The organism is Blastopirellula retiformator (assembly GCF_007859755.1).
Lineage (GTDB): Bacteria > Planctomycetota > Planctomycetia > Pirellulales > Pirellulaceae > Blastopirellula > Blastopirellula retiformator.
In genome coordinates this window covers 998,648-1,022,906 of record NZ_SJPF01000002.1, presented here as the reverse complement: position 1 = coordinate 1,022,906, position 24,259 = coordinate 998,648, and the positions used below count along the sequence as shown (strand labels likewise).

General features: G+C 58.4%; 23 protein-coding genes. 7 read left to right on the top strand and 16 right to left on the bottom strand.

Features of this window, described 5'->3' with window-relative positions:
* Positions 1 to 488: 488 nt before the first annotated feature.
* Together Enr8_RS11455 and Enr8_RS11450 are read left to right on the top strand one after the other, a co-directional pair.
* Positions 489 to 1,709 (top strand): IS256 family transposase, encoded by a 1,221-nt coding sequence (locus Enr8_RS11455; protein ID WP_146429411.1) that lies wholly within the window; start codon positions 489 to 491, stop codon positions 1,707 to 1,709.
* A 142-nt stretch (positions 1,710 to 1,851) separates the two neighbouring features.
* Positions 1,852 to 2,232, top strand: a complete 381-nt coding sequence (locus tag Enr8_RS11450) for a hypothetical protein (RefSeq protein ID WP_146431525.1) — start codon at positions 1,852 to 1,854, stop codon at positions 2,230 to 2,232.
* Between the two features lie 226 nt (positions 2,233 to 2,458).
* Here the strand turns inward: Enr8_RS11450 and Enr8_RS25415 are convergent, their stop codons facing one another.
* The 5 genes from Enr8_RS25415 to Enr8_RS11430 all read right to left on the bottom strand — a co-directional run bounded on the left by Enr8_RS25415 (position 2,459) and on the right by Enr8_RS11430 (position 8,588).
* On the bottom strand, positions 2,459 to 2,632 hold the full coding sequence (locus tag Enr8_RS25415; protein WP_186767584.1) for a hypothetical protein: 174 nt from the start codon (positions 2,630 to 2,632) through the stop codon (positions 2,459 to 2,461).
* A gap of 3 nt (positions 2,633 to 2,635) precedes the next feature.
* Positions 2,636 to 3,154: a hypothetical protein gene (locus Enr8_RS11445; protein WP_146431523.1), complete on the bottom strand. Its 519-nt coding sequence runs from the start codon at positions 3,152 to 3,154 to the stop codon at positions 2,636 to 2,638.
* 46 nt (positions 3,155 to 3,200) lie between these two features.
* Positions 3,201 to 6,635, bottom strand: a complete 3,435-nt coding sequence (locus Enr8_RS11440; protein ID WP_146431521.1) for an efflux RND transporter permease subunit — start codon at positions 6,633 to 6,635, stop codon at positions 3,201 to 3,203.
* 8 nt (positions 6,636 to 6,643) lie between these two features.
* Positions 6,644 to 8,017 (bottom strand): efflux RND transporter periplasmic adaptor subunit, encoded by a 1,374-nt coding sequence (locus tag Enr8_RS11435; RefSeq protein WP_146431519.1) that lies wholly within the window; start codon positions 8,015 to 8,017, stop codon positions 6,644 to 6,646.
* 136 nt (positions 8,018 to 8,153) lie between these two features.
* Complete coding sequence (locus Enr8_RS11430) at positions 8,154 to 8,588, bottom strand: hypothetical protein (RefSeq protein WP_146431516.1); 435 nt, start codon at positions 8,586 to 8,588, stop codon at positions 8,154 to 8,156.
* Between the two features lie 23 nt (positions 8,589 to 8,611).
* Here Enr8_RS11430 and Enr8_RS11425 point away from each other — a divergent pair, with 23 nt between their 5' ends.
* Positions 8,612 to 10,330, top strand: a complete 1,719-nt coding sequence (locus tag Enr8_RS11425; protein ID WP_146431514.1) for a hypothetical protein — start codon at positions 8,612 to 8,614, stop codon at positions 10,328 to 10,330.
* Positions 10,331 to 10,359: 29 nt separating this feature from the next.
* On the opposite strand, the gene Enr8_RS11420 is transcribed toward Enr8_RS11425, so the two are convergent.
* The 3 genes from Enr8_RS11420 to Enr8_RS11410 form a co-directional block, all read right to left on the bottom strand.
* Positions 10,360 to 11,502 carry a phosphonoacetaldehyde reductase gene (locus tag Enr8_RS11420; protein ID WP_246120043.1) on the bottom strand — a complete coding sequence of 381 codons (1,143 nt, stop codon included), beginning with the start codon at positions 11,500 to 11,502 and terminating at the stop codon, positions 10,360 to 10,362.
* Positions 11,503 to 11,570: 68 nt separating this feature from the next.
* Entirely contained in the window at positions 11,571 to 12,866 is a 1,296-nt protein-coding gene (locus Enr8_RS11415) for an alkaline phosphatase D family protein (protein WP_146431509.1), read from the bottom strand.
* 81 nt (positions 12,867 to 12,947) lie between these two features.
* On the bottom strand, positions 12,948 to 13,880 hold the full coding sequence (locus tag Enr8_RS11410; RefSeq protein WP_146431682.1) for a DUF1559 domain-containing protein: 933 nt from the start codon (positions 13,878 to 13,880) through the stop codon (positions 12,948 to 12,950).
* 469 nt (positions 13,881 to 14,349) lie between these two features.
* On the opposite strand from Enr8_RS11410, the gene Enr8_RS11405 reads away from it, so the two are divergent.
* Positions 14,350 to 15,657, top strand: coding sequence for an MFS transporter (locus Enr8_RS11405; RefSeq protein ID WP_246120042.1), 1,308 nt, complete (start codon positions 14,350 to 14,352; stop codon positions 15,655 to 15,657).
* A gap of 6 nt (positions 15,658 to 15,663) precedes the next feature.
* Here the strand turns inward: Enr8_RS11405 and Enr8_RS11400 are convergent, their stop codons facing one another.
* From Enr8_RS11400 to Enr8_RS11365, 8 genes are all read right to left on the bottom strand, one after another.
* The gene (locus tag Enr8_RS11400) at positions 15,664 to 16,227 is read right to left on the bottom strand and encodes a helix-turn-helix domain-containing protein (RefSeq protein ID WP_146431506.1); all 564 of its coding nucleotides are present in this window, start codon (positions 16,225 to 16,227) and stop codon (positions 15,664 to 15,666) included.
* A 129-nt stretch (positions 16,228 to 16,356) separates the two neighbouring features.
* Positions 16,357 to 16,914 carry a YfiR family protein gene (locus Enr8_RS11395; RefSeq protein ID WP_146431504.1) on the bottom strand — a complete coding sequence of 186 codons (558 nt, stop codon included), beginning with the start codon at positions 16,912 to 16,914 and terminating at the stop codon, positions 16,357 to 16,359.
* A gap of 414 nt (positions 16,915 to 17,328) precedes the next feature.
* A complete protein-coding gene (locus tag Enr8_RS11390; RefSeq protein ID WP_146431502.1) occupies positions 17,329 to 17,559 on the bottom strand; it encodes a hypothetical protein in 231 nt (76 codons plus the stop codon).
* 75 nt (positions 17,560 to 17,634) lie between these two features.
* Positions 17,635 to 18,414, bottom strand: a complete 780-nt coding sequence (gene ehuA, locus Enr8_RS11385; RefSeq protein ID WP_146431500.1) for an ectoine/hydroxyectoine ABC transporter ATP-binding protein EhuA — start codon at positions 18,412 to 18,414, stop codon at positions 17,635 to 17,637.
* Between the two features lie 11 nt (positions 18,415 to 18,425).
* Positions 18,426 to 19,085 (bottom strand): ectoine/hydroxyectoine ABC transporter permease subunit EhuD, encoded by a 660-nt coding sequence (ehuD, locus tag Enr8_RS11380; protein WP_222434848.1) that lies wholly within the window; start codon positions 19,083 to 19,085, stop codon positions 18,426 to 18,428.
* The gene (ehuC, locus tag Enr8_RS11375) at positions 19,085 to 19,750 is read right to left on the bottom strand and encodes an ectoine/hydroxyectoine ABC transporter permease subunit EhuC (protein WP_186767583.1); all 666 of its coding nucleotides are present in this window, start codon (positions 19,748 to 19,750) and stop codon (positions 19,085 to 19,087) included. Before ehuC ends, ehuD begins: the two co-directional genes overlap by 1 nt.
* Positions 19,751 to 19,765: 15 nt before the next feature.
* Positions 19,766 to 20,671 carry an ectoine/hydroxyectoine ABC transporter substrate-binding protein EhuB gene (gene ehuB / locus Enr8_RS11370; RefSeq protein ID WP_146431498.1) on the bottom strand — a complete coding sequence of 302 codons (906 nt, stop codon included), beginning with the start codon at positions 20,669 to 20,671 and terminating at the stop codon, positions 19,766 to 19,768.
* A gap of 340 nt (positions 20,672 to 21,011) precedes the next feature.
* Positions 21,012 to 21,566, bottom strand: coding sequence for a carboxypeptidase-like regulatory domain-containing protein (locus Enr8_RS11365; RefSeq protein ID WP_146431496.1), 555 nt, complete (start codon positions 21,564 to 21,566; stop codon positions 21,012 to 21,014).
* A 284-nt stretch (positions 21,567 to 21,850) separates the two neighbouring features.
* Here Enr8_RS11365 and ectA point away from each other — a divergent pair, with 284 nt between their 5' ends.
* The 3 genes from ectA (at position 21,851) to Enr8_RS11350 (ending at position 24,125) form a co-directional block, all read left to right on the top strand.
* Positions 21,851 to 22,372, top strand: a complete 522-nt coding sequence (ectA, locus tag Enr8_RS26615) for a diaminobutyrate acetyltransferase (RefSeq protein WP_146431494.1) — start codon at positions 21,851 to 21,853, stop codon at positions 22,370 to 22,372.
* A complete protein-coding gene (ectB, locus tag Enr8_RS11355) occupies positions 22,369 to 23,652 on the top strand; it encodes a diaminobutyrate--2-oxoglutarate transaminase (RefSeq protein WP_146431491.1) in 1,284 nt (427 codons plus the stop codon). The genes ectA and ectB overlap by 4 nt, the downstream gene beginning before the upstream one ends.
* Before the next feature lie 86 nt (positions 23,653 to 23,738).
* Complete coding sequence (locus tag Enr8_RS11350; protein ID WP_146431489.1) at positions 23,739 to 24,125, top strand: ectoine synthase; 387 nt, start codon at positions 23,739 to 23,741, stop codon at positions 24,123 to 24,125.
* The last annotated feature ends 134 nt before the right edge of the window (positions 24,126 to 24,259 follow it).

The following is a 24,259-nucleotide window of genomic DNA, read 5'->3' as shown; positions in this document are numbered from 1 at the left end:
ACGCCAGTCCTCCATTTCAATCCTTTGATGCGAGTGAAAACGAAGGATAGATTTTTGGGGCATTCCAGATGCCGTCTGTATTGACACTTGGCGTAAAGTGTCCCGCTTGTTTTGATCAAAAATTACGTGCACGAATTAATGCACGAAACAGCCAGGAATTCGTGCACTTCATGGAAGCCTTGGAGCCCGGCCATCGCTAAACCTACCGAGAAATAAGGCATTTCCACGATTCCCGGCTCCATTTACACCGAAGATGTCGGGGGTTCGAGTCCCTCATCGCCCACTTTCAAGGCACCTTACGAGTCACGTAAGGTGCTTTTTTCATGGACTTACGTGAAATTCCCTGTGTCATAAGGACTTACGAAAAGGCTCCTGTTCGGATAAGCGGTCGATAACGTCCTAATTCCTGCGCACATTTGAGAGCCAGCCCTGGCTCTGGTATGGATTTGATTACCAACATCAACCACCACCAGAACCAAGGACTGACCATGACGAATGTACCAGAAGAACGGACCAGCGAAGAGATCCGGGATGCGATTAAAATTGACGGCGACGCGGTGCGGGGGCATCTTGATGAGCTGGTCCGCTCAACCGTCGAGGAGACGTTGAATCAGATGCTCGATGCCGAAGCGGATCAGATTTGCAAGGCGAAACGCTACGAACGTTCACCAGACCGCGTCGATTCGCGAGCCGGGTCGTATTCGCGGAAGCTGCAGACCAAGGCGGGCGAGGTTTCGCTGAAAGTTCCGCGACTGCGGAGCTTGCCGCTCGAGACGCAGATCATCGAACGCTACAAGCGACGCGAATCGAGCGTCGAAGAGGCGCTCGTTGAGATGTATCTGGCAGGCGTTTCGGTCCGTCGCGTTGAAGACATCACCGAGGCGCTTTGGGGAACGCGAGTCAGCTCCAGCACCGTCAGCGAGCTGAACCAGAAGATCTACGAGCGGATCGAAGCGTGGCGAAATCGGCCGCTGGAAGGCGAACATCCGTACGTGATGCTCGACGGCATCTGGCTGAAACGTAGCTGGGGCGGCGAGGTGAAGAACGTGGCGATCTTAGTGGCGGTCGGCGTCGGCGCTGATGGACATCGCGAGATTCTCGGGGTCGCCGAAGGGAAGAAGGAGGATAGCGAAAGCTGGCGAACGTTCCTGCGTTACCTGAAGGAGCGCGGATTGAAGGGCGTGCGGCTGATCACGAGCGACAAGTGCCTCGGCCTGGTCGAAGCGCTGGGAGACTTCTTCCCAGACGCGGCCTGGCAGCGCTGCATCGTCCACTTTTATCGCAACGTGTTGAAAGACGTGCCGCGAGCGAAGTCAGGCGACGTGGCGGCGATGCTGAAGGCGGTTCACGCGCAAGAGGATCGCGCGGCGGCGGAAGCGAAGGCAGCACTGGTCACCGAGAAGCTGATCTCGCTTCGGCTGGGCGCGGCGGCGAAATGCTTCCGCGACGGCTACCAGGAAACGCTGGCGTACATGGCGTTCCCGCGAGAACACTGGACGCGGCTGCGGAGCAACAACATGCTGGAGCGGATCATGAAAGAGATCCGGCGACGAACACGAGTCGTGGGAGCGTTTCCGGACGGCCAAAGCGCCCTGATGCTGGTCGCAGCCCGGCTGCGCCACATCGCCGGCACGCACTGGGGGACAAGGCGCTACCTCGACATGGACCGCCTCCGCGAACCGGAGGAGCGAGAAGACGGCAAAGTTTAAAAAATTGTTTTTGCCGCGCGCGGCAAAAACAATTTTCCAGAGTCAGGCTGAAAATCAAATGTGCGCAACTTGACGGACGGTACCAAGCGGTCGGATAAGAGCCGGATTTGTGTCGGATAAGGAGCTTGCCAGCACGTCCTAAATGGCTGCTTTTGGACCCAGTTTCCCCTTCGTCATTCACGGTCGATGTCCTCCCCAATACGAAGCGACCGTCGAGAACATCGTCGATGCTGCTTGGCGGCTGCGTGATGACTACGACCTGCCGGAGAACTGGCAGTACGAAGTCTACGGCTGGTTGTCGGACCACGAGTGTAGCGAAATCGAATGTTGCGGCGATCAAGTTGGCTACGCACTCGGCGATGGAATGCTCTTTCGGGGCGAACTCATCGACGACTGCACCGACGACGATGCCCGTCGCCAAGCAGTGTGGCCGTTTCTTTTCGATGCGTGGATGCCTCAGCCGATCCGAATGCTTCCCATTCTTCCAAGATGTGAATCAGTGTCGTGTAGTCGTCGTCCGTAATTTCTGCGTCGAGCATGGCCATCGTCATTGATCTCCGTGTCGTGTTGAGTCGATTGCTGGGACCGCACGGTGCTCGTGTACTCAACCCCAATCAGGAGACACGAGCATGTCAACGATCACGGCAAACGGAACATTTCACGGGCACGAACTCAAGGACATGCCGGTCATCAATCCCGGCGACTGGTTCGGGAAGACATGGCTTGTCGAGATCGGCGGCAGCTAACCTCTACACGTAACGGGAGACCGAGACTTGGATGTCCACGTACAACCAGATCATTCCCAGAAACGAAACGAGCGGGAGAGAGGCAAGAAGTCCGCCGATCAGCGAACTTCGTTTGGACGCCTCGGACACGGCGACGACCAGTCCAGCCGTCACCAGAATCTTGATCACGTAATACATGTCTCATTCTCCCGCTCGCTGCCAAACACTCGATCTGTGGGTATGTCCGTGTGCTTCTTCCTTGAAATCACCGGCGTATGGCGTTCCGTCCGCCTCGCCGCTGATCGTCCCAGCGAATTCCTGCACAACACCCAGCTTCTCATGCTTGCCGACGAAGCGTGAACTGGTGTCTTCCGATTCGCCTTCGAGTGGCTGCGGCAAGAGTTCGACCTGAAACGACGGCTCCTTGATGCTCAAGAGGAGCTTCTCGATTTTGAGTGGGGCGGGGTTCTTCGCGTAGTTGTCGAGGACGTACACAGTCGCTTCCTGCGTATCGTGATTCACCGTGAACTCCACGTGATACTTGCCACCTCCCCAATCGGCGACCGCACCGCCGTTTGGACCCTCTCCGTGGCTGTGTCCTTCTTCCGTCGAAGCCGCAGGAGGCGGTGTCGAAGGTGTCTGCTCTGGCTTGGGCTGCTCGCTGCATCCCGCCACCACAAGCAGGGCAGTCGCGGTCATCATCAATTGAAATCGAATCATCTCAGTCTCCTTCAGTTGGGACGTAAAATCCTTGACTCCGATAACGCTACCGGAGCATCTCGTCTTCACTTTGTTCGCCTTCCGCACGTCGGAGGGCATCTTTCCCGCTGAACTTCCAGAATAGTCCGGGGTGAATCAGGAACTCGCAGAACGTCGAGGTCAGCAGTCCGCCCACGATCACGGTGGCGACCGGATAGAGAATCTCCAACCCCGGCTTCTGACCTCCGACGACTATCGGCAGCAAGCCCATGATGGCCGTGATTGCTGTCATCAACACAGGAGCCAACCGTTCGAGACTACCTCGCAGAATCATGCTTTGCGAGAACTGCTCCCCCTCTTGCTCGATGAGATGGAAGTAGTGCGTCACCAGCAGAATGCCGTTTCGAACGGCGATGCCGCCGAGCGAAATAAATCCGACCAGACTGGCAACCGTCAGGGTTTGTTCGGTCAGAGCCAATGCCACCACACCACCGATGAATGCCGTGGGAATCGCATTGAGGATTTGCAGCACGACCCGCACCGAGGGAAGCAGCATCAGCAGCACCACAAACACGCCAATCAGCGACACCAACGCCATCACGCAGATCAGGAGCGTGGCGGATCGCTGGCTCTCGAACTGTCCGGCGTACTCGATGTAATAGCCTTCGGGGAGCCGAATCCGACTGCCGATCCGCTGTTCGATGTCGACGACGACGCTGCCGAGGTCTCTTCCCTGCGTATTGCAGCGGACGACCATTCGTCGCCGCACGTTTTCCCGCATCAGTTGGTTGGGACCGGTCATCCCTTCGGGAAAGTCGGCGACATGTTCCAGCTTGATTTGACCACGACCATCGGGCAGATCGATCAGCAGGTTCCGCAAGCTGAAATAGTCTGTTCGCTCTTCCTCTCGCAGCCGTACCACCAGATCGAAGCGACGGGAACCTTCAAGCACTTGCGAAATGGTATTGCCACGCAGTGCCGTCTGAATGTACTCGGCGACATAGGCTCTGCTGACACCGTAATAGGCCAGTTCTTCGGGACGCAGGACGATGTGTAGTTCGTCCACGAACTCTTGCGACTCGATGACCGGTGTGGTGATGCCGGGGATGTCAGCGATTTCCCCTTTCACCTGCTGTGCTAGCCGTTGCAGCGTGGCGAAGTCATCGCCATAGATTTTGATGGCGACGTGAGCGTACACGCCGGAGAGCATGTGACTGATCAGGTGAGCCAACGGTTGGTCGATCTCAACGTCGACGCCGGGCAACTCCTGCTTGAGTTCGCTGAGTAGCGTCTCAATCGTTTCCTCTCGACTCTGCTCGCTTTCCGGGTTCATGCTGAGGATGTATTCGCTCATATTGACGGGCTGAGCGTGTTCATCCAGTTCGGCTCGCCCCGTGCGACGAACGAAGTGCAGGATTTCACCGTCAGGATGGGCGGCGGTTCTCAGCAGTGGTGAGAGCTTCGCGTCGATAATCTGTGCGGCATCGTTGGAGGCTTCGAGCGACGAGCCAGCCGGAAGGGTCAGATTGACCTGCACGCTCCCTTCATCGAATTGCGGTAGGAAATCGGCTCCAAGTTGAGAGAGTACGAACACGCTCACTCCCACCAAGACCCACGTCAGCACCAGCAGGCTTCCACCAAACCGCATACTGAATCGCACGAGGTAACCGGCGAACCACTTTAGGACTCGCAGCAGCCAGCTGTCGTTGTGCCGATGGGGCGCCCGTGACTTGGGCAGCAGGTAATACGACAGAACGGGCGTCACCGTAAGCGAGACAAGCAGAGACGCCAGAATCGACACGATGTAGGCAATCCCCAAGGGAGCAAACAGACGACCTTCCACGCCCGACATTGCAAACAGCGGCAGGAACACAAGAATCACCACCCCCGTGCCAAACACGATGGCACTGCGAACCTCCCGACTGGCTTGATAGACCACCGTGAGTGCGGGACGTGGGTTGGGCGAAGCGTTGTTTTCGTTGAGGCGTCGGAAGATGTTCTCGACATCGACGATGGCGTCATCGACCAGTTCCCCCATCGCCACGGCAATACCGCCGAGCGTCATCACGTTGATCGAAAGCTCTTGTCCCGTCAGATAGCCGATCAACCGGAAGACCAGCGTGGTAATCATCAACGAGAGGGGAATGGCGGTGAGTGAAATGAAGGTCGTGCGGAAGTTCAGCAGGAAGACCGCCAGCACAATGACGACCAGCACGGCGCCGATCACAAGGGCCTCACCGACGTAATATATGCCTCGGTCGATAAAATTCTTCAGTTGGAACAGGTCACGATTGATGAGGATGTCAGCCGGGAGCGAGTTCTCCACGTCGATCAGGGCGGCATGAATTCGCTCGGTCAGTCCTCGTGTATCGACGTGCGGCTGTTTGACCAGCGTGATGACGATTCCAACGTGACCGTCGATGCTCGCATCGCCTCGCTTGGGCGGCGAACCTTCTTTGACTTCTGCCACCTGCTCGATGAGGACAGGACGGCTCGACTCCGCATCAACGGGCACCTTTCGCAGATGCTTGATGACTTGCTTGCTCCCCGGACCGAGACGACCGATGACTCGAATCGGTCGTTCCAGTTGCCCTTCCTTCGTGAAGCCGCCGCTGGTGTTGAGATTGTTCTGCCTGATGGCATCTTCCACCTGTTGCACCGACACGCCGTATTCAAGCAGACGCTTGGGATTGATCTCGACGTGGTACTGCTTCTGGTCGCCCCCCAGCACGATGACCTCGGCAATACCGGAAAGCCGCAGCAGCCGAGGCCGCACGACCCAATCAGCTATCGTGCGAAGTTCCATCGACTGTTGTTCGGGTGTCAAGAAGATCGCTTCATATTGCTGCCCACCGACTACAACTTGAATGCGTTGCCCTTCGGAAGTGGATTCGCTGGGAATAACCTCCCAAGACTCGACCGTGACCTCTTCCCATGTCGATTGGTCGTGTCGATCTTTCGGATTCCAAGCATGAAGTTGGAATGACGACTCCTTCTGAACTCGTTCGATGAGCAGATCTGTGTCACCAATCGTCGTGAGTTGTCCTCCGTGTGGACCGGTCTGGCGATGAACCCCCACGTGCATGATCTGACCCATGATCGAGGTCGGAGGAGCCATCAGCGGTTGAATCCCGTCTGGCATGATGCCTGCCACCGTCGCCAGACGTTCCTGCACGACCTGCCGGGCGGCTCGAATCTCCGTGTCCCATTCGAACTCGATGTAGATCACGACCAGTCCCATGCTCGACTGGCTGCGAACCGCCACGACGCCATTCGCCCCCAGCACCGCTTGCTCGATGGGCTGCGTGACCAGTGTTTCAATTTCTTCCGGCGAGTATCCCGGACACTCGGTCAGAATCACGACACGAGGTCGGTCGAGATCGGGGAACACGTCAATTGGCATCGTGGTCGTGAGGTAACCGCCGTATATCATGGCGGCGATGCTCAGAACCAGAATGAGCGGTCGATGACGCAGCGAGAAGCGAATAACAGAATCTAACATGGCGACTCCTAGTGGTTCGTATGGACGGAACCGTCAGCGTGAACATGCACGCCGGAAGGAGCCGAGCCGCTCTGGGACTTCAGGACACGATTGATTTGCACGGCACCAGACTGTGCCACGTAAATGCCGGGTGGAATGCTGCCATCGTTTGCGATGACGACTTCACTCGGAGTCTGATGCAGAACATGGACGGGCTTGCGGTCGAAGATGTCTCCGTTGCGACGGAAGACGTAGCTCTCCGGTCCTTCTTTAACGACCGCCGCTGCCGGAAGCACAAAGACGTTCTCAAGCTGCTCGACCTGCACATGGAGTTGCACCCGCTGACCCGGACGAAACCGCCACAGGAAGAGTTGCTCGTCATCCCGTTCGTAGGTGCGGGATTGATTATGGAGCGGCAGATAAAACGAGATCGTCCGATTGTCGTCGTTAAGCGTGTTGGAGATGTAGTGAATCTTCACAGGAGGAATTGGGGACTGCCAGTCGTACTCGGTCGATTCCAGCAGTTCGACCTGAATCAACCATGCCTCTTCCGCCGCTCGTTGCAGCAGAGGCAACTCCTGACGAAACGCCCGCCCCTCAATGAATAATGACTCGTGATTGGAAAGGGTTGCCAGCCGCTCTCCCGCCTGCACATGTTGCCCGATCTCGGCATGGACCTGCTGTAGTTCAAACACTGCCGATTCGTTCGCCGGGTTCTGGGTGGTGCTATTCCATCCGGCAGGGACGAGGACCGTCACTTCTGAGACCAGTGTCCCGTTCGCCACGGAGTCGATCTGTATTTGCGTCAATCCTCGGATTTGCAGGTCTTGCCGATGAGCTTGGATCGTGACCGCCAGTCGCCGCTGCTGATTCCGCAGGTCGATCATCTTCGTGCCGGGGACGGCTCCCGACTGAGCAATTGGCCCCAGCCGTTCCAACTCCTCTTGAACGATCTCGTTCTCTTTGGTCGCCTTGAAAAGCTCCGTTTGCGAGGTCTGAAATGACTCGCCAACTAGCCGCAACGTGAACAGGGCATCTCCCGAAGCAACCGTTTCACCGGCAAAGTGGTGGATTGCGGTGACCACCGCAGTGACGGGAGCGATCACGCCCCGATCACTGATGCCGGGACGATCCACAACCGTGCCCGGAATTTGGATCGTTCGCCAATAGGTGACCGGCAGCAGCGGCTTGGACGTGAGCTTCAGATTCTTCTGAGCCTGCGGCGAGAGATTGACCTGCTCGTTGGGTAAAGCCACTCCCGCCTGCGAAGCGTCTGAAGCGTTGGCTGTTTCGGATTGAGCAGGCGTCAGCCACGGGAGCCAGCGGTTCTTGGTGTAGACACCGATGCCAACAATACCAGCGAGGGCGAGAACGACAGCACAAATCTTGAGTAAACGAAACACGAGTCGGGTCTCCAACCACCATGAATCCGCTCGCCATCAATGGGCGAAACGAAAGAACAGATGACGCAAGCGGCGATTGCGGAGACGGCACAAGGGCGAACCCTTTCCACGTCACGCAATCGTTGCGGCGGTTGGTTTACAGCCGAAGCGAGGCTGTCTTCAGAAAGATGGGGAACCCGCCAATATCGGGCGGCGGTTCCTGAACCCAGCGGTGGAACATGTCCAGAGCCAAACTGGGAGCGGCAAAATCTAGGGCGAGGGCAACGAACAGGTCGGATGTCGGCACCCGCACTTGCGTGTGATCGACGACAAGATCGCCTGTCACGAAAACAGCATCGTCGTCGTGTTGGTGCGTTGGAGCCTGTGAGGAATCATCGTCACTCGGACAATCGCAGTCTCGATGACAATGGTCGTGATCCTCGTGGTGGTGACCATGCCCGAAATGGATATGGAGCATCCGATCATGATCGGAACTCTGCCCCACTACGGACTCGCCATGACAATGCGGCACCGCCAACCCCTGAAGGGGCAGTGTGATCGTCATCAGAATGGCGAGAAATTGAGCAATCATCGCAACTTGCGTACCTTTCCACAATGTATCGTACTTGTCTGTGTCGGCTTGGGCAACCGGCCGAAGTCATTACGCTGGTGCGCCATCTACAAATCCATTTGGGGATTGGCGCCACGACCCTGGTGCTAACCGCGCAAGAGGAATTCCCACATGACCTGGCGGTCCAGTATCAAACGAAAATCGACCCGCCCAGTCGCCTGACGCTAGATGGGGACGTTCGCGAAATCACTGTTGACGCTGCATTAGAAGAGAGGGTTGTTTTTTCTGGTCAAGTCACGTTGTCCAACAAGACCGCGCTCGATTGGAAAGCGGTTGAGGTCCGCATTTCTCATGCGGACGTCAAAAAGCCGTTTCCCATCTATCATTTGTTGGACATCAGCGTATCGCGGGGCGGCCAAAAGCAGTTTCCCTTGCGATTTCGGGATAAGACGTTGGAACACAAGCTTGGCGTTACCGATATCATCTTTGTCGCCGCTCCCACCAAAGACGGACGTGTGAACGCGACGCTCGCCCCGCTTCACTCCAAGCTTGACGATCCAACCCAAGCGCTGCTGGCCGACGAAGTTGTCTTCCGGAAGGGCGCCAAGAAGCTCGATTCCGCCACGAAGTTTCTCTACTACAGCAGAGAGAAAACCCCTTTCTCGTTCGACAAAGATAAGAAAAGCTCGCTGAAGGTCGCCTCGATGCGGGCCAGCGGTATTCTGTTCAAAGTAACCGGGATCGATTTAAGCAACACGTTCAATCTGGTCGGGGAGGGAGGACGATCGGTGCGGTACGAACTGAGCGACGCCAAACCGATCGAATTCTGCGACACGCCGCTGGAAATTGAGACCGGCGCCGATAAGGAGCTGAAACTGGTCGCCAATCCGGCCGAATTTCGCACGGTTGGCAAGCGGATTCAGTTGCTTCCCTTCGCCGGCGACACCCGCACCATTCATGTAGATCTGAAGCAGAAAGGGGATCTGTCGCTTCCCTATGCCGACTTGCCGCCAGGCAATGACCCTGGTCAGTTGAAATGGCTGGCGAGTCGGCTGAACATTCCGAAAGGTTTAGCGGCGCGAGATGTAGCGCAGCTTAATGCGGTTCGGACGCTGATCAATGGCGTCTGCACAGCATGGAAGGCTGGCAATCCGAAAGCGGTCGAGTGCTGTGGAGACGCGCCGCTGGCAGGCAAGGTAGATACCGCGCCACTGCTAAAGGAAGCGGAAAGCGTGGCGGACAGCGTCAAAGAAGAGATCAAGCAGTTTCTGGCTGACCTGGCGACGTATCCGTGCCGTGCCTGTGCAAAACGAGAGCAGCTCGCCGTGGAGAGTCTCGGGCTTCAAGCGGTAATTCTCTACGTGGATGAGATCCGCACCGGCGAGGTACAGGACGAAGCGATGTTGAAAGCGGACGCTGCCCTACGGACGGCCTTGGAGGATCGGATCCAGGCGATTCGATCGAGCCGAGGTGATGCCCGATCGACGATGCAGAACGCCTTGGCGGAGAAAGCGCATCGTCTACGACTGCGAATGATCGATATCCAAGATCGTATCGACAACGCCGATGACAAACTCGACTCGCTCGCGATTAAAGCGAGTCAACAGAAGCTGCAAGTCGCCGAGAATGCTAATGATCCTCCTAGCAGTGGCGTCAGCATTCGTATTCGCGATGCCAACGACAACCCGGGCGTCGTCTTGAAGAACTTAGAACTTGGCCCAGGTGAGGGGTCTGGCCCGATTTTCCTGATGGCTCCGCAATAGGGATCTTGCCGTTTTCGCGAAGCACGAGATTAGCTCGTCACCGCCGACACCCCGCCAGCCAGCAGATCAAGCAGCGTCGCCGATGTGGAACTCCGCGGGTTGTTCGACATTCGCTCGGCGTTGACTTGCTGAACGATCGCTTCGATCTGGGGGCGGGTGTTGATTCCGGCGGCTTGCAGGGACGTCGGGCAGCCGAGTTTGGCGATGAAGCTGTCGATTTTTTGGCTCGCCTCTTCCAGCGTTTGGCTCGCCAGCAGATCGACGATGCGGTCGATTTGTCGTTGTACGAACGAGACGCCGCGGGGATCGGCGCAGTCGGCGGCTTGGACCGATGCGTTGTATTTCAGCATGCGGCTCAGGGTCATCGCGACGGCGACGCCATGCGGAAAGCCATGCCGCGAGGTAATCGCGTACGAGATCGCATGGGGCGCAGTAGTGCGGCTGATGTTGATCGCTTTGCCGGCCAGGTGAGCGGCGCGGCTCATGCCGCGGCGCGACTTGGCGGTAGGGGCGAGGACGGCGATCGGCAGGTTTTCGACGATCAGCGGCAACGCTTCGCTGGCGTAGGCGATCGACTGGTCGGTGCTGCCGACCGCCCACAGCGATTCGATCGCCTGGCAGAAGGCGTCCAGACCGGTTGCGGCCGTGATCGAGCGGGGGAGACTGCGGGTCAACTGACTGTCGACAATCGTGAACTGCGGCAGGATGTGCGGGTGGGCGAGCGAGAATTTTTCGTTCTGAATATAGACGACCGCAAAATGGGTCGCTTCGCTGCCGGTTCCGGCGGTCGTTGGAATCGCAATCAGGGGAATGTCGAAATCGGCCAAGGGACGCTCGCCTCGAATGATCGCCGCCGCCGGATCGGTTTGTTGCGAAAGGGCGGCGATCAGTTTGGCGATGTCGATCGCGGTGCCGCCGCCAATCGCCACGATCACGTCTGATTGCGACTTCCGAAACAGTTCGACCCCCTGCTCGACGTCCGGCAGTTTCGGGTTCAACTCGAACTGGCTGAACCAGGTGGTCGCTCGGTTGGCGAAGGTAGATTGCAGGGCGGCCTGGGCGCCGGAGGAAACGTACGCCGTCTCGTCATAAACGACAAAGGGGCGTCGTGAGTTTTGACTGGCCAGGATCGTTTCGACGGTGCGAATCGAGCCATCGTCCAGATAAGTCATCGTTGGTCGCATCGTGCGCTGGTCGATTGGGGCGTGAGGAGCGGAAAAGGAATGCCGACGGGCGGCGACTAGGCGGGGCGCAGTTGCGTCTCTTCGAGCGTCAGGTCCCACATCTGGCGGCCATCGCGCTGCACCCATTCGGCATGCAAAGTTGCCGGAGTCCGCGTCGCGTCAGCTTCTAAGCGGAGCCAAACATGCGGGACCGCGGCGCCTTTGATCAGGTCGGGGTGGGCGACGTTCAAGCTCGGGATGACGCTGTCGTGGATCGGCGAAACGATGAACTGATGAATCGGATAGCCGGTCTGACCCGTCGACTTATACCTTAACAATCGGCTGCAGTGGATGTCTCCACCAATCAGGACGACCCCGGTGATCCGCTGCTGGCCGATGAAATCAAAAAGCGCATCTCGCTCGTGGGTGTAGGTACCCCAGTCATCTTTTTCGCCATTTTCTTTGTCGTCCCAGATCATCCCGCAGGCGATCACTTTGAAGGGAGCGGTCGAACTGGCCAGGCCTTCCTGCAGCCACTTCCATTGTCGCTCGCCGAGCAAGGTAGGCTTGTCGGCGGCGACCGGCGATGGCGCCGTTTGCGAGAACCAGCGAGTGTCGAGCAGGAAGACCTCGATCGGGCCATAGCGGAACTTGGTGTAGATCCCTTCGCCTGACTCGCCAAACTCGGCGTTTGCGCGATACTCGACGAACCCGCGGCGGCAGTTCTCTTTGCCTAGTAGACGACCATCGGTGTCGTTGCCGCCAAAGTCGTGATCGTCCCACGTGCCCCAGGTTGGCGTATGGCGAACAAGCGAGGCGAGTTCCGGAATCTGCAGGAGCTTGCGCTGCTCGTTGCGAATCGTCGTGAGATTGGTCGAGTTGATGTAAGGCGTGTCGCCGAGCAAAACCAGCCCTTGGGCGCCGCGCTGTTCCATCTGCGCCCATAGAGAGGACGGCTTCGTTTTCGCGCATGAACCAAACGCCAGGCAGGACTTGCCGCGGACGGCGGCTGAGGGCGCGGTGATCAGATAGCAATCGTCCGGCGAAAGATCGGCGCCTTCGATCGCATAGTGGTAGCGGGTCGCCGGCTTTAGGTTTGCGATTTTCCAGGTCAGGCTTAGGTCGCCTGCGGCGGTCGCTTCGGCCTGGACGGTTTGCGGTTTGGCGTCGTCAGCCGCTTCCCAAATCTGCACCCGATACGTGCCAGGCTTCGCAGGGCGATACCAGATGTTGGCGGTCGTTTCCGAGACGTGGCCAATCATCGGGCCGGCCGTATCGGGCGAAGAGGCGCTGGAGGCCAGTGCGGTCGCGGCCAAGGTTCCGCCAGCGAGCGAAGCGGTAAAGGTACGGCGGTTGAGCAAGGAATCGGTCATCGCGGCATGCTTTCTGGGCGAGAGTCGATCGCAGCAGCGTGCCGGCGACGACGGCCGGCACGCAATGATGAAACCCGGAACCTACGGCAATTCGACCACTTCGCCGCCTTTGCGCGATCCCATGGCTCGCCAGGTGGCGCCGTCGATCGTTTCCGGAATGAAGTGGACGCTGCCGTCGGCAAATCCGATGTTGGCGCCGCCGGGATGGAAGCTGCCATACGAACGCTCCAGGATATTGCCATCGGTCGTCTTCGGGTTTACCGGGTCGTAGGTGGAGCCGAGCGCTTCGGAAAAGTCGGAGCCGTTGCTCGAATCGAAGTTGGGATGAAAGTAGAGAAAGTGATCGCAAAGGTAGCACTTGTCGGGATCAATGTCATAAACCGCCTCGCCCAAGAGGACCGTCGATGACAGACCGTCTTTGGCGTCACGAAACTTGAAGACCCGGCCTGTCGGCGAAGAGGTATTCATGCGCACCGCATGAAATAGTCCGTTCGACTGATCCATGCCGCCAGCGCCAAGACCATCTTGCGTAGCGTCGCCGCCAGCGTTGGCCAAATAGCTGCTGATCGATCGACCGGTCAAGCCGTTGACTTCAGTAGGTTCGGTTTGTCCGTCAGGCTGCGACGGGCAAAAAAAGGTACTGATGGGAGTTCGCATCAGCTTGACCAACGCGACGCTAGTCGCGTCTGACCCGCCGTAGCTGCCGCTGTCGCTAGGAGCGTTGGGCAAAATTTCGTACACGGCGGTTTGTTCCATGAACGGTAGGATCGGCCACGACCAAGAGTGTCCCCAGGCGGCGTAGGCGCCGATCGGAAAGCTGCGATAGGCGTCGTGATACATGTGCATCGCCAGGCCAAGTTGTTTCAGGTTATTGGTGCACTGCGAACGGCGAGCCGCTTCGCGAGCTTGCTGAACGGCCGGCAGCAGCAAGGCGATCAAGACGCCGATAATGGCGATGACCACGAGAAGTTCGACCAGCGTGAAAGCGGTGCGATCGCGATTGCGATATGACATTGTGGGTTTCCTGTGTTTCTGCAGATGAATGGAATGATCAATACGCGTCAGTAACGGCCAGCGAAGTATCGCTACGGAAGATCGGGTGAATACTCGGGATTGTCTTGGCGCTGATCCGCAGCAGCGCCGACCGCCGTCGGCGCATTGCCATACGGCTCTGCTTTGTTGCAACCCAACGGAACCAACAGCACGAAAAGTAGGAACAGGGGCCTCATCTCATGTCTCATCTTGTGAAATTATTGTGAATCGCTTGACGAGTGAACGTGTCGCCAGCGATAACTGCATCACAAAAGTTGACTACGGGTCAACAAAGATTGGATTAACTGACTGTGAAGATTTCGTCCAGTATTTCTTTTTTCGGGATGTTGACGGGGGCGTTGGAGTCCTCGCGTGGTCGGATCCCGGAAGCAAGAATAGTTTGAAGACCTACCCGACCGAAGCCGCTTCCTCGAACTCGAACGAACCGCAAATGTCCAGTGCAGCTGATTCTCACGACTCCAACTTCAGCATGGAGCCATCGCCGGAGAGAGGTGAAAAGGGCGAGTTATTTCGCACCTATCAATGGCGCGTCTTGTTGGCGACGATGTTCTGCTATCTCTTCTTTTACACCGGGCGGCAGACATTTGGATTTGCGATTCCAGGCATCGAGGAAGAACTGGGGATCTCGAAAGAAACGCTTGGTTGGGCTAGCGCAGCGCTGTTGTGGGCGTATGCCGTCGGGCAGTTTATCAACGGCGCGCTCGGAGATCGGTTTGGCGGCCGGCGGATGATGAGCCTGGGGGCGATGCTGTCGTGTGGGCTCAACTGGATCGTCAGCTTTGGAACCAACGCCACCGAGTTGATTGTGCCGTGGGCGGCCAACGGCTACGCACAATCGATGGGCTGGGCGCCGGGCAGCCGCGTATTGTCGAACTGGTGGGGACATGCCGAGCGGGGCAAGGCGTACGGCGCCTACGTGTTTGCGGCAGGCATGTCGTCGGTCTTGGCCTTTGGCACGTCGATGCTGATCTTGGAGTGCAATCTGAACTGGCGGTGGATTTTTCGCTTGCCGGTGTTGCTGCTGCTATTGGGCGGCGTCAGCTATTACTTGCTGGTTCGCGACAAGCCGGAAGAGGTGGGGCTGGAGTCGGAGAGCGAAGAAGATGCACCAGGAGATTCAGACGCGACCAGTCACGAGGGAAGCGGGTTTCGATCTCTCATACGTCGTTACTTGAATGTCTTTGCCTGCGTACCGTTCTTGTTCGCAGCGGTGGCGATTGGGTTTCAGAGCATGGCCCGCTACGGTCTGCTTATCTGGGTGCCGGTCCATTTTTTGGGGGAAGACTGGAAGAATTCGGATACCAAGTGGATCAGCATTGCCCTGCCGATTGGCATGGCGCTGGGAGCGATGGCGAGCGGGTGGATCTCCGACGTTTGGATGAAGGGAAATCGCTCGCGGGTGATTTTCCTGTTCATGTCGGCGGCGTCGGTTTGTGCGGCGGCGATGTTCCTGTTGCCGAAATCGCATCCGCTCGGAATTCCGATTCTGTTCCTGACCGGCTTTTTCGCCTACGGTCCGCAGTCGGCGTTTTGGGCGCTTTGCCCCGACCTTTTAGGCCGCAAGAATGCGGGGACCGGTACCGGCGTGTTGAACAGCTTCGCCTACGCCTTCGCCGGGTTTGGCGAACCGATCATCGGCCGCTTGATCGACGGTAGCGGAAACACGTCGATCGTGTTTGCCGTCGTGGCGACGGTTTGTATCGCGGGGGCGATTCTCTCGCTGGGGATCCGAAAGTAAGCGGGCCTACTCGCTGGACGTCTGGAAGACGCACAGCACCACCGCTTGCCGCTTGCTCGAATTGATCAGGCGGTGCGGGACGCGAGCGTCAAAATAAAGGCTGTCGCCGGAGTCGAGCTTATGCTTTTCGCCGTCGTACTCGAAGTCGACCGTACCGCTTTGGACCATCAGGAACTCTTCCCCCAGGTGGCCGAGCGCTTCTTCCCGGGCAACGCCGGAGGGGATTGTAATCAAGAAGGGATCCATCGATCGCGATTTGCGGAGATGGGCCAGCGACTCGTAAACCGACGTGTTGGTCGCCGACTTGTCCCGTTCGACCACCTTACGATCGCTCTTGCGAATGATCGCCAGGGCCGGCTTGTCATCGAGCCCTTCAACCAACTTCGAGAGAGGAATGTTAAGCGCCTGAGCGATCTGCGCGAGGGCAGGCAGGGAAGGGGTGACCCGGAAGTTTTCGACTTTGGAGAGCCAACTGCGGGTCAGACCGGTGCGCGACGCCACTTCTTCCAGCGTCAACCGCTGGTCGATGCGATAAGAGCGTATACGTTCGGCAAGTTCTACGAGATTCATGGCAAGATTATAGCCAGCAGCGCATGTTGTACAACAAGTGCATCGGTGGAGGTACTCAGAGAAAGAATGGGCGAGAAGCGGGCCCGACGCAGACGCGCGGAAGGCCAGGCGATTCTGACCGATGGGAAACTAACGACCCGCGTTGGCGCGGATGGTCATCATCGTATCGTCGATCGACAGTTTGCGCTTCTGGGCGGCGGTTGGATTAATCACGACGGCGACCGCTCCGGCGTCATCAAGATAGAAACCGACCTCGGCGCCGCTGGCCAGAGCGTCTTTGCCTTCGCCGACAATCAGGATCGGTTGTCCGGCCGTCGCTTTCGCGGCCGCTTTGATCAGTTCGCGTGATCCGCCGGGCAGATAAAGCAGGTGGGCGTCGCCGACGCTGTGCAGATCGCGGACCCGCTGCAGGACGATTTTCCGGTGGTTGATCCGCTTTTTCTCAGCGACCCGATCGAGGTGCCCATCCAAATGGTCCGTCCCAACGATCACCACCTTGTAGGGCGAGCTATCGTCTGGGTGCGACTCGGCCGGCCAGGTGGAACCACGGAGTAGCGAGTAGAGATAGGCGGTTTTTACCTTCGCTTCGACCGACTGGCCAAAGGCGGACGCCGCGAAGCCAGTGCAGATCAAGCAGATAATCGCAACCAATAGCGTGAGCTTGGCAAATCGAGTGAAGCGGTGCATGATTTCCAGGTCTTGAGGGCCCAATCAACGGTTGGTCGGTTGGGCCAGTTCCGGCACGGGACTGACAATCAAAACCTAGCTTTCGACGCCCTGGCCGCAATGAAAATCGGCAAGATGCTGGGCGGAATCAGGAGATCCGGCGAGATCCCGCATTTCACGGCTTGGCGCGGGGTGCGACTATGCGGATCACCAGCGTTGTATTGGCCTGTCCGGTGGGCGATTTGTGCCCGTGGCGGGGCCCGTCTTGGCGAAGGTTTAGAGCGGTTTTCCTCCATCTGTATCGTTCTGGCTGGTTGCGGCCGCGCTGGTCGGCGTTGACCTGCATCGACGAATCTTGAGGATTCGCCTGCTTCGGTCGCCTTGACCAGCTTGCCTCACCAACGCCGGAAACGCTACAGCTATCAGAAAAACGCTCTAGTCGCAGCAAGACTGGCGAAAGACGCCTCGCAGTTGCAGTTCGAGCTGCAGATCGTTCACTTCTTTTTCGAGCGCTGTCTGGCGAGTCTGGCAGGCGGCCAGTTCCGCGAAGAGTAGCTGAATCGCTTCGGCGGCGGGACCATCCCCCAGTTGCGGCTGAAGTTTGGCCAGACGCTCGCACCGGGCGGAGGATAACTGAGCTGGGGTGGGGGCGGAATCAGCGGACATCGAACAGGCCTCGCAAGGTAAGAATGGGAGCGCGATGCCGCCAACATACGCCGACGGGCCGGCCGCGGCAAGCGACTACCGGTCGAGAACGGTGTGCAGGAACTGCTGCGTCCGCGCTTCTCGCGGCGAGGTGAAAATCTCGTCGGGCGAACCTGACTCCAGGATGCGACCTTGATCGAAGAAGAGTACCCGATCGGCGATCTCGCGGGCGAACGCCATCTCGTGCGTGACCAGTAGCATCGTCATGTCGGTCTCCAGGGCCAACTTGCGCAGCACCATCAGCACCTCATGCACCAACTCGGGATCAAGCGCCGAGGTAACCTCGTCGAACAGCATTACCTGGGGCGACATCGCCATCGCTCGGGCGATCGCGACGCGTTGTTTCTGGCCGCCAGAGAGCTTGGCGGGATAGGCGTTCGCCTTGTCAGCCAATCCGACCATGTCCAGCAGACGCTTGGCAGTTTCGGTCGCGGCGCCGCCGTTTTCTCCCCGCACCAGTTGCGGCGCCAGGGTGATGTTTTGCTGGACCGTCATATGCGGGAAGAGATTGAAGTGCTGGAAGACCATGCCCAGCTTCTCGCGAACCTGACGCAGATGCGTTTCGCTGGCGGCGACGCGAGCGCCGTTTTGTTCGTAGCTCCACATCGGCGTGCCATCGATCCAGATCTCGCCGCCGTCCGGCTCTTCGAGCGTCATCAGCATGCGCAGCAGCGTCGATTTGCCGGAACCGCTGGGGCCGATGATCGCGACTTTCTCGCCGGCCTGGATATCGATATCCAGTCCGCGCAGGACCGTCAGGTCGCCGTAACGTTTCGTCAGTTCGCGGACTCGAACGATCGGTTGAGCAGAAGTCATGGTCGATTCCTTTAAGTTTGCGACGTCGACGTCCGGCGTTTTAGCCAGGCGACGCCTGCGCCCGATGCCAGGCTGAGCGCCAGAAAGATAATCCCGACAATCGTCAGCGGCTCTTGGTAGCGAAAGCTTTGGCTGCCGGCGATCTTGGCGCGCTCCAGAATGTCGAGCACGGTAATCGCCGACAGCAGCGGCGCGTCTTTGAACATCGAAATCAAGTAGTTGCCCAGCGCCGGCAAGATTGGCGGGATCGCCTGCGGCAAGACGACATGGCGATAGGTTTGCCAGGTCGAAAGATTGAGCGCCTTGGCGGCGATCCATTGTCCGCGAGGAACGCCATTGAGCCCGGCTCGGTAGACCTCGGCCGTGTAGCAGCTGTAGTGAACGCCCAGCACAAAGATGCCGGTCCACAGCGGCGACAGCCAACCGCCGGTCAATTCAGCGAGGGTGTAATAGACCAGGTACAGCTGCACCAGCAGCGGCGTACTTCGAATAAACTCCACGACGCCGTAGGTCGGCCAACTCAGCCAGGCGGCCGACGAACGACGAAACACCGCCCAGAGCAGTCCCAGCAAAATCGCCAATGTCATGCCACCGGCGACCGCCAACAGCGTAACGCCGAGACCTTGCATGATCGAAGGCATGACCTGCCAGGTGAAATCCCAATCCCACATCAGCGCGTTCCTCCATAGTCCTGGCCGTGCGAGAGTCGCCATTCGACCAGTCGGACCGTTAGTGCGATGCATTGGGAAAGGACGAAGTAGATCAGCAGCAGCATGCTGAAGATGGCGAGCGACCGGTGCGTCTCGGTCCGCAGGAACATCCCCATCTGGGTCAGGTCGACCACCGTGATCATCGAAACGAGCGCCGTGCTCTTGAGCAGTTCGATCATCAGGTTGCCCAGCGGCGGCGTCGCCGCGAGCGCCGCTTGCGGCAGCACCACGTATCGCATCGTTTGCCACGCCGACAGATTGAGCGCTTTGGCCGCTTGACGCTGGCCAGGCGGCACCGATTCAATCGCCGCGCGAACCACCTCGGCGCCATACGCGCCGATGTTCAGCCCCAGCACGACGATACCAGCCAGAATCGCCGGTAGGCGAAGTCCGGTCAGCAGCGGCAGCGCGAAAAAGAACCAGTACAGCAGTACGATCGCCGATACGCCGCGAAAGGTCTCGATGTAGAAAATCGAGGTCCACCGCACGATTGGATCGCGTGAGCTGCGTCCCAATCCCGCCAGCAAAGCGCTGACCAGGGCGACCGCGATGCCGCCTACCGTGACGGCCAGCGTAGCAGGCAAGCCTTTTAACAAGATCGGTAGTAAATCAAACGGAGCAGGCATCCTGTTTCGCAGACGTTATGGTTCGTCGGAACCGATGAGTTGAGCGGTGGTAACGTCGCCGGGCAGCGTCGACTTACCGAAACCGAAGGGCTCGATCAGCTGCAAGTGCTCGGGCGTGCCGAGAAAGTTGGCGAGTTCCTCGTTGAACGCGCGGCGCAGTTCGTCGTCATGTTGCTGAAAGCCAAAGGCGCCGTAGCCCAGGATCGACTCGCCATCGATGACCGGGTTTTCAAACGGTTCGGCCGATTCGATGCGATCGTCGTTCGCCTTCGCCAACAGGTCGTTGACGGTCAGATTGGTCGCGGCGGCGGCGTCGATCCGATTGGCGATGATGCCGTCGATCGCGCTGCGGTAGTCGGGGAAAACGACGATTCGCTCCTCGGGGATTCCTAGCTTCTGGGCGTAGCCATGTTCGACGCTGCCCCCCATCACGCCAATTCGGGCGTCCGGGTTGTCGGCCACATCTTCGTAGCCAAGCAGTTTGAGCGGGTTGCCGGCGCGGACGATGAATCCCTCGCCAATCGCATAGGTCGGATTGGAGAAGTCAATTTCCTGGGCGCGCTCCGGCGTGACGTACATCCCAGCGGCGGTCAAGTCGAAGCGGCCTGCTTTCAGGCCGGGGATGAGCGAGCCGAACTCGGTCAGCACCGGCTCTACCTTTTTGGCGCCCAGACGGCGCAAGATCACCTTGGCGATCTCAGGCGCTTCGCCGGTGATTTCGCCGGTGGAAGAAACGAGGTAACCGTACGGAGGCTCGTTGGCGAAGCCGACCCGGGCGACGCCGGTTTCGCGAATGCGATCCAAAGCGGACTGCGGTTGGGGAGGATCGGCGAATCGAAGCGCAACCCAACCAGCGACAGAGATCCAGAGAATCGCCAAACAGACGCCTAGCGGCGTAATCTGATTTTTCGCTTGCGGCATCGCTTCCTTCCGACGTGCGGGGAGTGCGACCGCGCTGCGACTGCAGCACGCGACGAACCAAGCGTCGCGGCGCCATCTATTATTGAAGCGCCAGCCAGAAACATGCCGCGCAAGGTGCGACATGCAGCAAGGGGGTCAGTGTAGACCAGTCGGCGGCGGATGTTAACCGCCCTGAAAAAAGAAGTCGCCTAGCAGTCCGTTGATTTTCTCGACGGATTGCGTGATCGCAGCGATGCGCTCCCAAAATCGCGACGTAAGTCGTTATTTTGGGAGCCGTGAAGAGCTACGCGCTGAGCTTGGCGAGGTTGAAAAATGCCACGATGGTATTTTCAACAGGCTGCTAGTTCAGCGACAGTCGCACGATCTGGTCGTGCGCGACGACATCGCTCGAAACCGGCGGCGCTTCGTCGGTCAGCGTAAAGTCAAACACGTTCTTGCCAGGCTCGATCAACGCAATCAGGCCCGACGTCGGCCCATCGCCGTAGTGTTCGGGCAGCAAGTCGACGATTCGCGGCTGATGGAAATCATGATGACCGCGCCAATGGCGGCGACACTGGCGGGATCCGCGTCGCCACTGTTGGTCGCGCGGACCTCGGTCGACCTGTTGGGTGACCCGTTTGACGATCGTTACCGCGTATTTGCCGATCGGTAGGTCACGCTCCATCCGCGAGTAGAGCTTGTAATGCCCAGTTTCGTCCGTTTGCCCATACAGCGATTCGGCCATTCCGCGGCACTTGAACGTAACAAACGCGTGCGAAACCGGCTCCCCCTGGTAGGTGACGACCCCTTCTGCCGACGCAGGCTCGGGTTCGGCAGCGGCGGAGTGGTAGCGTAGGAGCAGGAGGAGTCCCCCCAAAAGGGCCGCGCCGCCGTAAGTTGAGAATTGTCGCAGCATATCGTCTCTTTCCTGTTCCAAAGGGCGTTAACGACATCACCTATATGTACAATTCCCGCGAAAAAAAGTTTCGCTTTGGTTCACCAATATTCGAAAAGAACTCAAAACCGATGAAATACTGCGGGAAATACGCGCCAGAGCCCTTTTTGCGGCTGCTTCGCGTTGTACTCGTGTTTCGATCGTGTTAGGGTATTCCCTCCTCGACAGGCAATAGTCACCACAGGCAATGGTAAGCGTCGGACCAAACGTCCACGGCAAACAGGAAAGCTAATATCACTAAGGCGATGACCGAGACTTCCCCCAACGCGGAAAACGAAAGGGAGTCCGTTCGTCTGCGTCGTCCTGGAAAACAGGACGCTCAGTCGTTGTGGCGGCTAGTATGCGCAAACGAAACGCTCGATACGAATTCCTGTTACCTCTATCTCATTCAGGCGACCGAGTTTTCCGACTCCTGCGTCGTTGCTGAACTCAACGGAGAGATCGTCGGTTTTGCGACCGGCTTCCGCCCTCCGAAACGCCCCGATTCGCTGTTCGTCTGGCAAGTTCTGGTTGCGCCTGCGGCGCGCGGAAAAAAGCTGGCGAAGCGAATGTTGTCGTACTTGGTGCGGCATGGTGACGGCGTGCAGTTTGTCGAAGCCACAATTACCCCATCCAATGCAGCGTCGCGAGCATTGTTCGCATCGTTGGCGTCCCAGTTGAGAGCGTCGATCGGATACACGCGATGCTTTGAAACCACGGACTTTGGCGCTTCCGGACACGAAGCCGAAGAATTAGTCCGTGTTGGCCCTATCTTGGAGAGAGAATGAATATTTTCCAGCGAATGGAATCTAACGTACGAAGCTATTGTCGCTCGTTCCCGACGGTCTTTACCCGTGCCAAAGATCATCTGCTGTTCGACGAACAGGGGCGCGCGTTTATTGACTTTTTCGCCGGCGCCGGCTCGCTCAACTATGGGCACAACAACGATGTGCTCAAATCGGCCCTGATCGAATACCTGTCATCGGACGGCGTCACGCACGCGCTCGACATGTCGACCGCCGCCAAGCGCGACTTGCTGCAAACGATGCAGGACGTACTGCTCGCTCCTCGCGGACTCGATTACAAGGTGATGTTCCCGGGGCCAACCGGAACCAACGCGGTCGAATCGGCGCTGAAACTGGCCCGCAAGGTCACCGGCCGCTCGAACGTGATCGCGTTCACCAACGGGTTTCATGGCATGACGCTTGGTTCGCTCGCCCTGACCGGCAACGCCGGCAAGCGGGCTGGCGCAGGGGTCGCGTTGTCCGATACGATGCACATGCCGTTTTGCGACTACTTTGACGCCGATACCGACACGATCTCGCTGGTCGAGAGCTACCTGAGCGACAATAGCAGCGGAATCGAAGCCCCGGCGGCGTTTATCGTAGAGACGGTTCAGGCCGAAGGTGGCGTCAATGTCGCTTCCAAGCAGTGGCTGCAGCGTCTGGCCGCATTGGCCAACAAGGTTGGCGCCTTGCTGATCATCGACGACATCCAGGTCGGTTGTGGTCGTACCGGTCCATTCTTTAGCTTTGAATTCGCCGGCATCAAGCCCGATATTCTCTGCCTGTCGAAGTCGTTGTCGGGTTACGGTTTGCCGTTTGCGTTGACGCTGATGAAGCCGGAAATCGACGCCTTCCAACCGGGCGAACACAACGGCACGTTCCGTGGTCATAACCCGGCTTTCGTCACGGCGACCGCCGCGCTGCGTCACTATTGGCAGGACGATCAGCTGTCGCAAGACGTCAATCGTAAAGCGAAGAAGATCAAAGCGACGCTGTTGGATCTGGCCGAAACGTATGGCGCTGACGTTCGCGGTCGCGGTTTGATTCAGGGTATTCAGTTCCACGAAGAAGACGTCGCGTCGGTCATCTCCCGCGCCGCCTACGATCGCGGTCTGATCATCGAAACGGCCGGTCCGAACGACGAAGTCGTCAAGACGTTGCCGCCGCTGACCATCGCCGAGGATGCGCTCGACAACGGGCTGAAGATCCTGGTCGATTCGGTCCGCGAAGTCCTGGGCGCCGCTCACGGCAAAAAGGGACGCACGTTGGCGACCGCCGACTAGTCGCGGTTCGCCGCGGATTCTCCTGAAATTTCAACCAACCGCGCGCCGCAATCTGCGGCGCGCTTTCTTTTGGAAGAGGCTCTACCTTGCTCGTTAAAAAACTGAATGAAGTGATTGGGACCGAATCGGAAGTCGTTTCGGAAAACTGGACCAGCCGTCGTCTGCTGCTGAAGAAAGATGGCATGGGCTTCTCGCTGCACGACACCATCATTCGCGCTGGCACCACCACGCCGATCCACTACCAGAACCACCTGGAAGCGGTCTACTGCATCGAAGGCAAGGGGCGCGTCGAGATCGTCGATTCGGGCGAAATCTACGAGATCGAAGCCGGCACCGTCTATGCGCTCGACAAGCATGACAAGCATCTCTTGTCGGCCGATGTCGACATGCGGATGGTCTGCGTCTTCAATCCGCCGGTCGTCGGTACCGAAGTTCACGACGAAAACGGCGTTTACCCAGCGTGCGTCGACTAGCTGCCAGTTGAAAAATGCCCTCGTGGCAATACCGTTCGGCACGCCATTTGCGCATTCAAATTAATTCCATTTCGCCGTGCCACATTGGCAGGGCGAAGCTTGGTTTCAACCTTGGATGCAGTGACATTTTATCG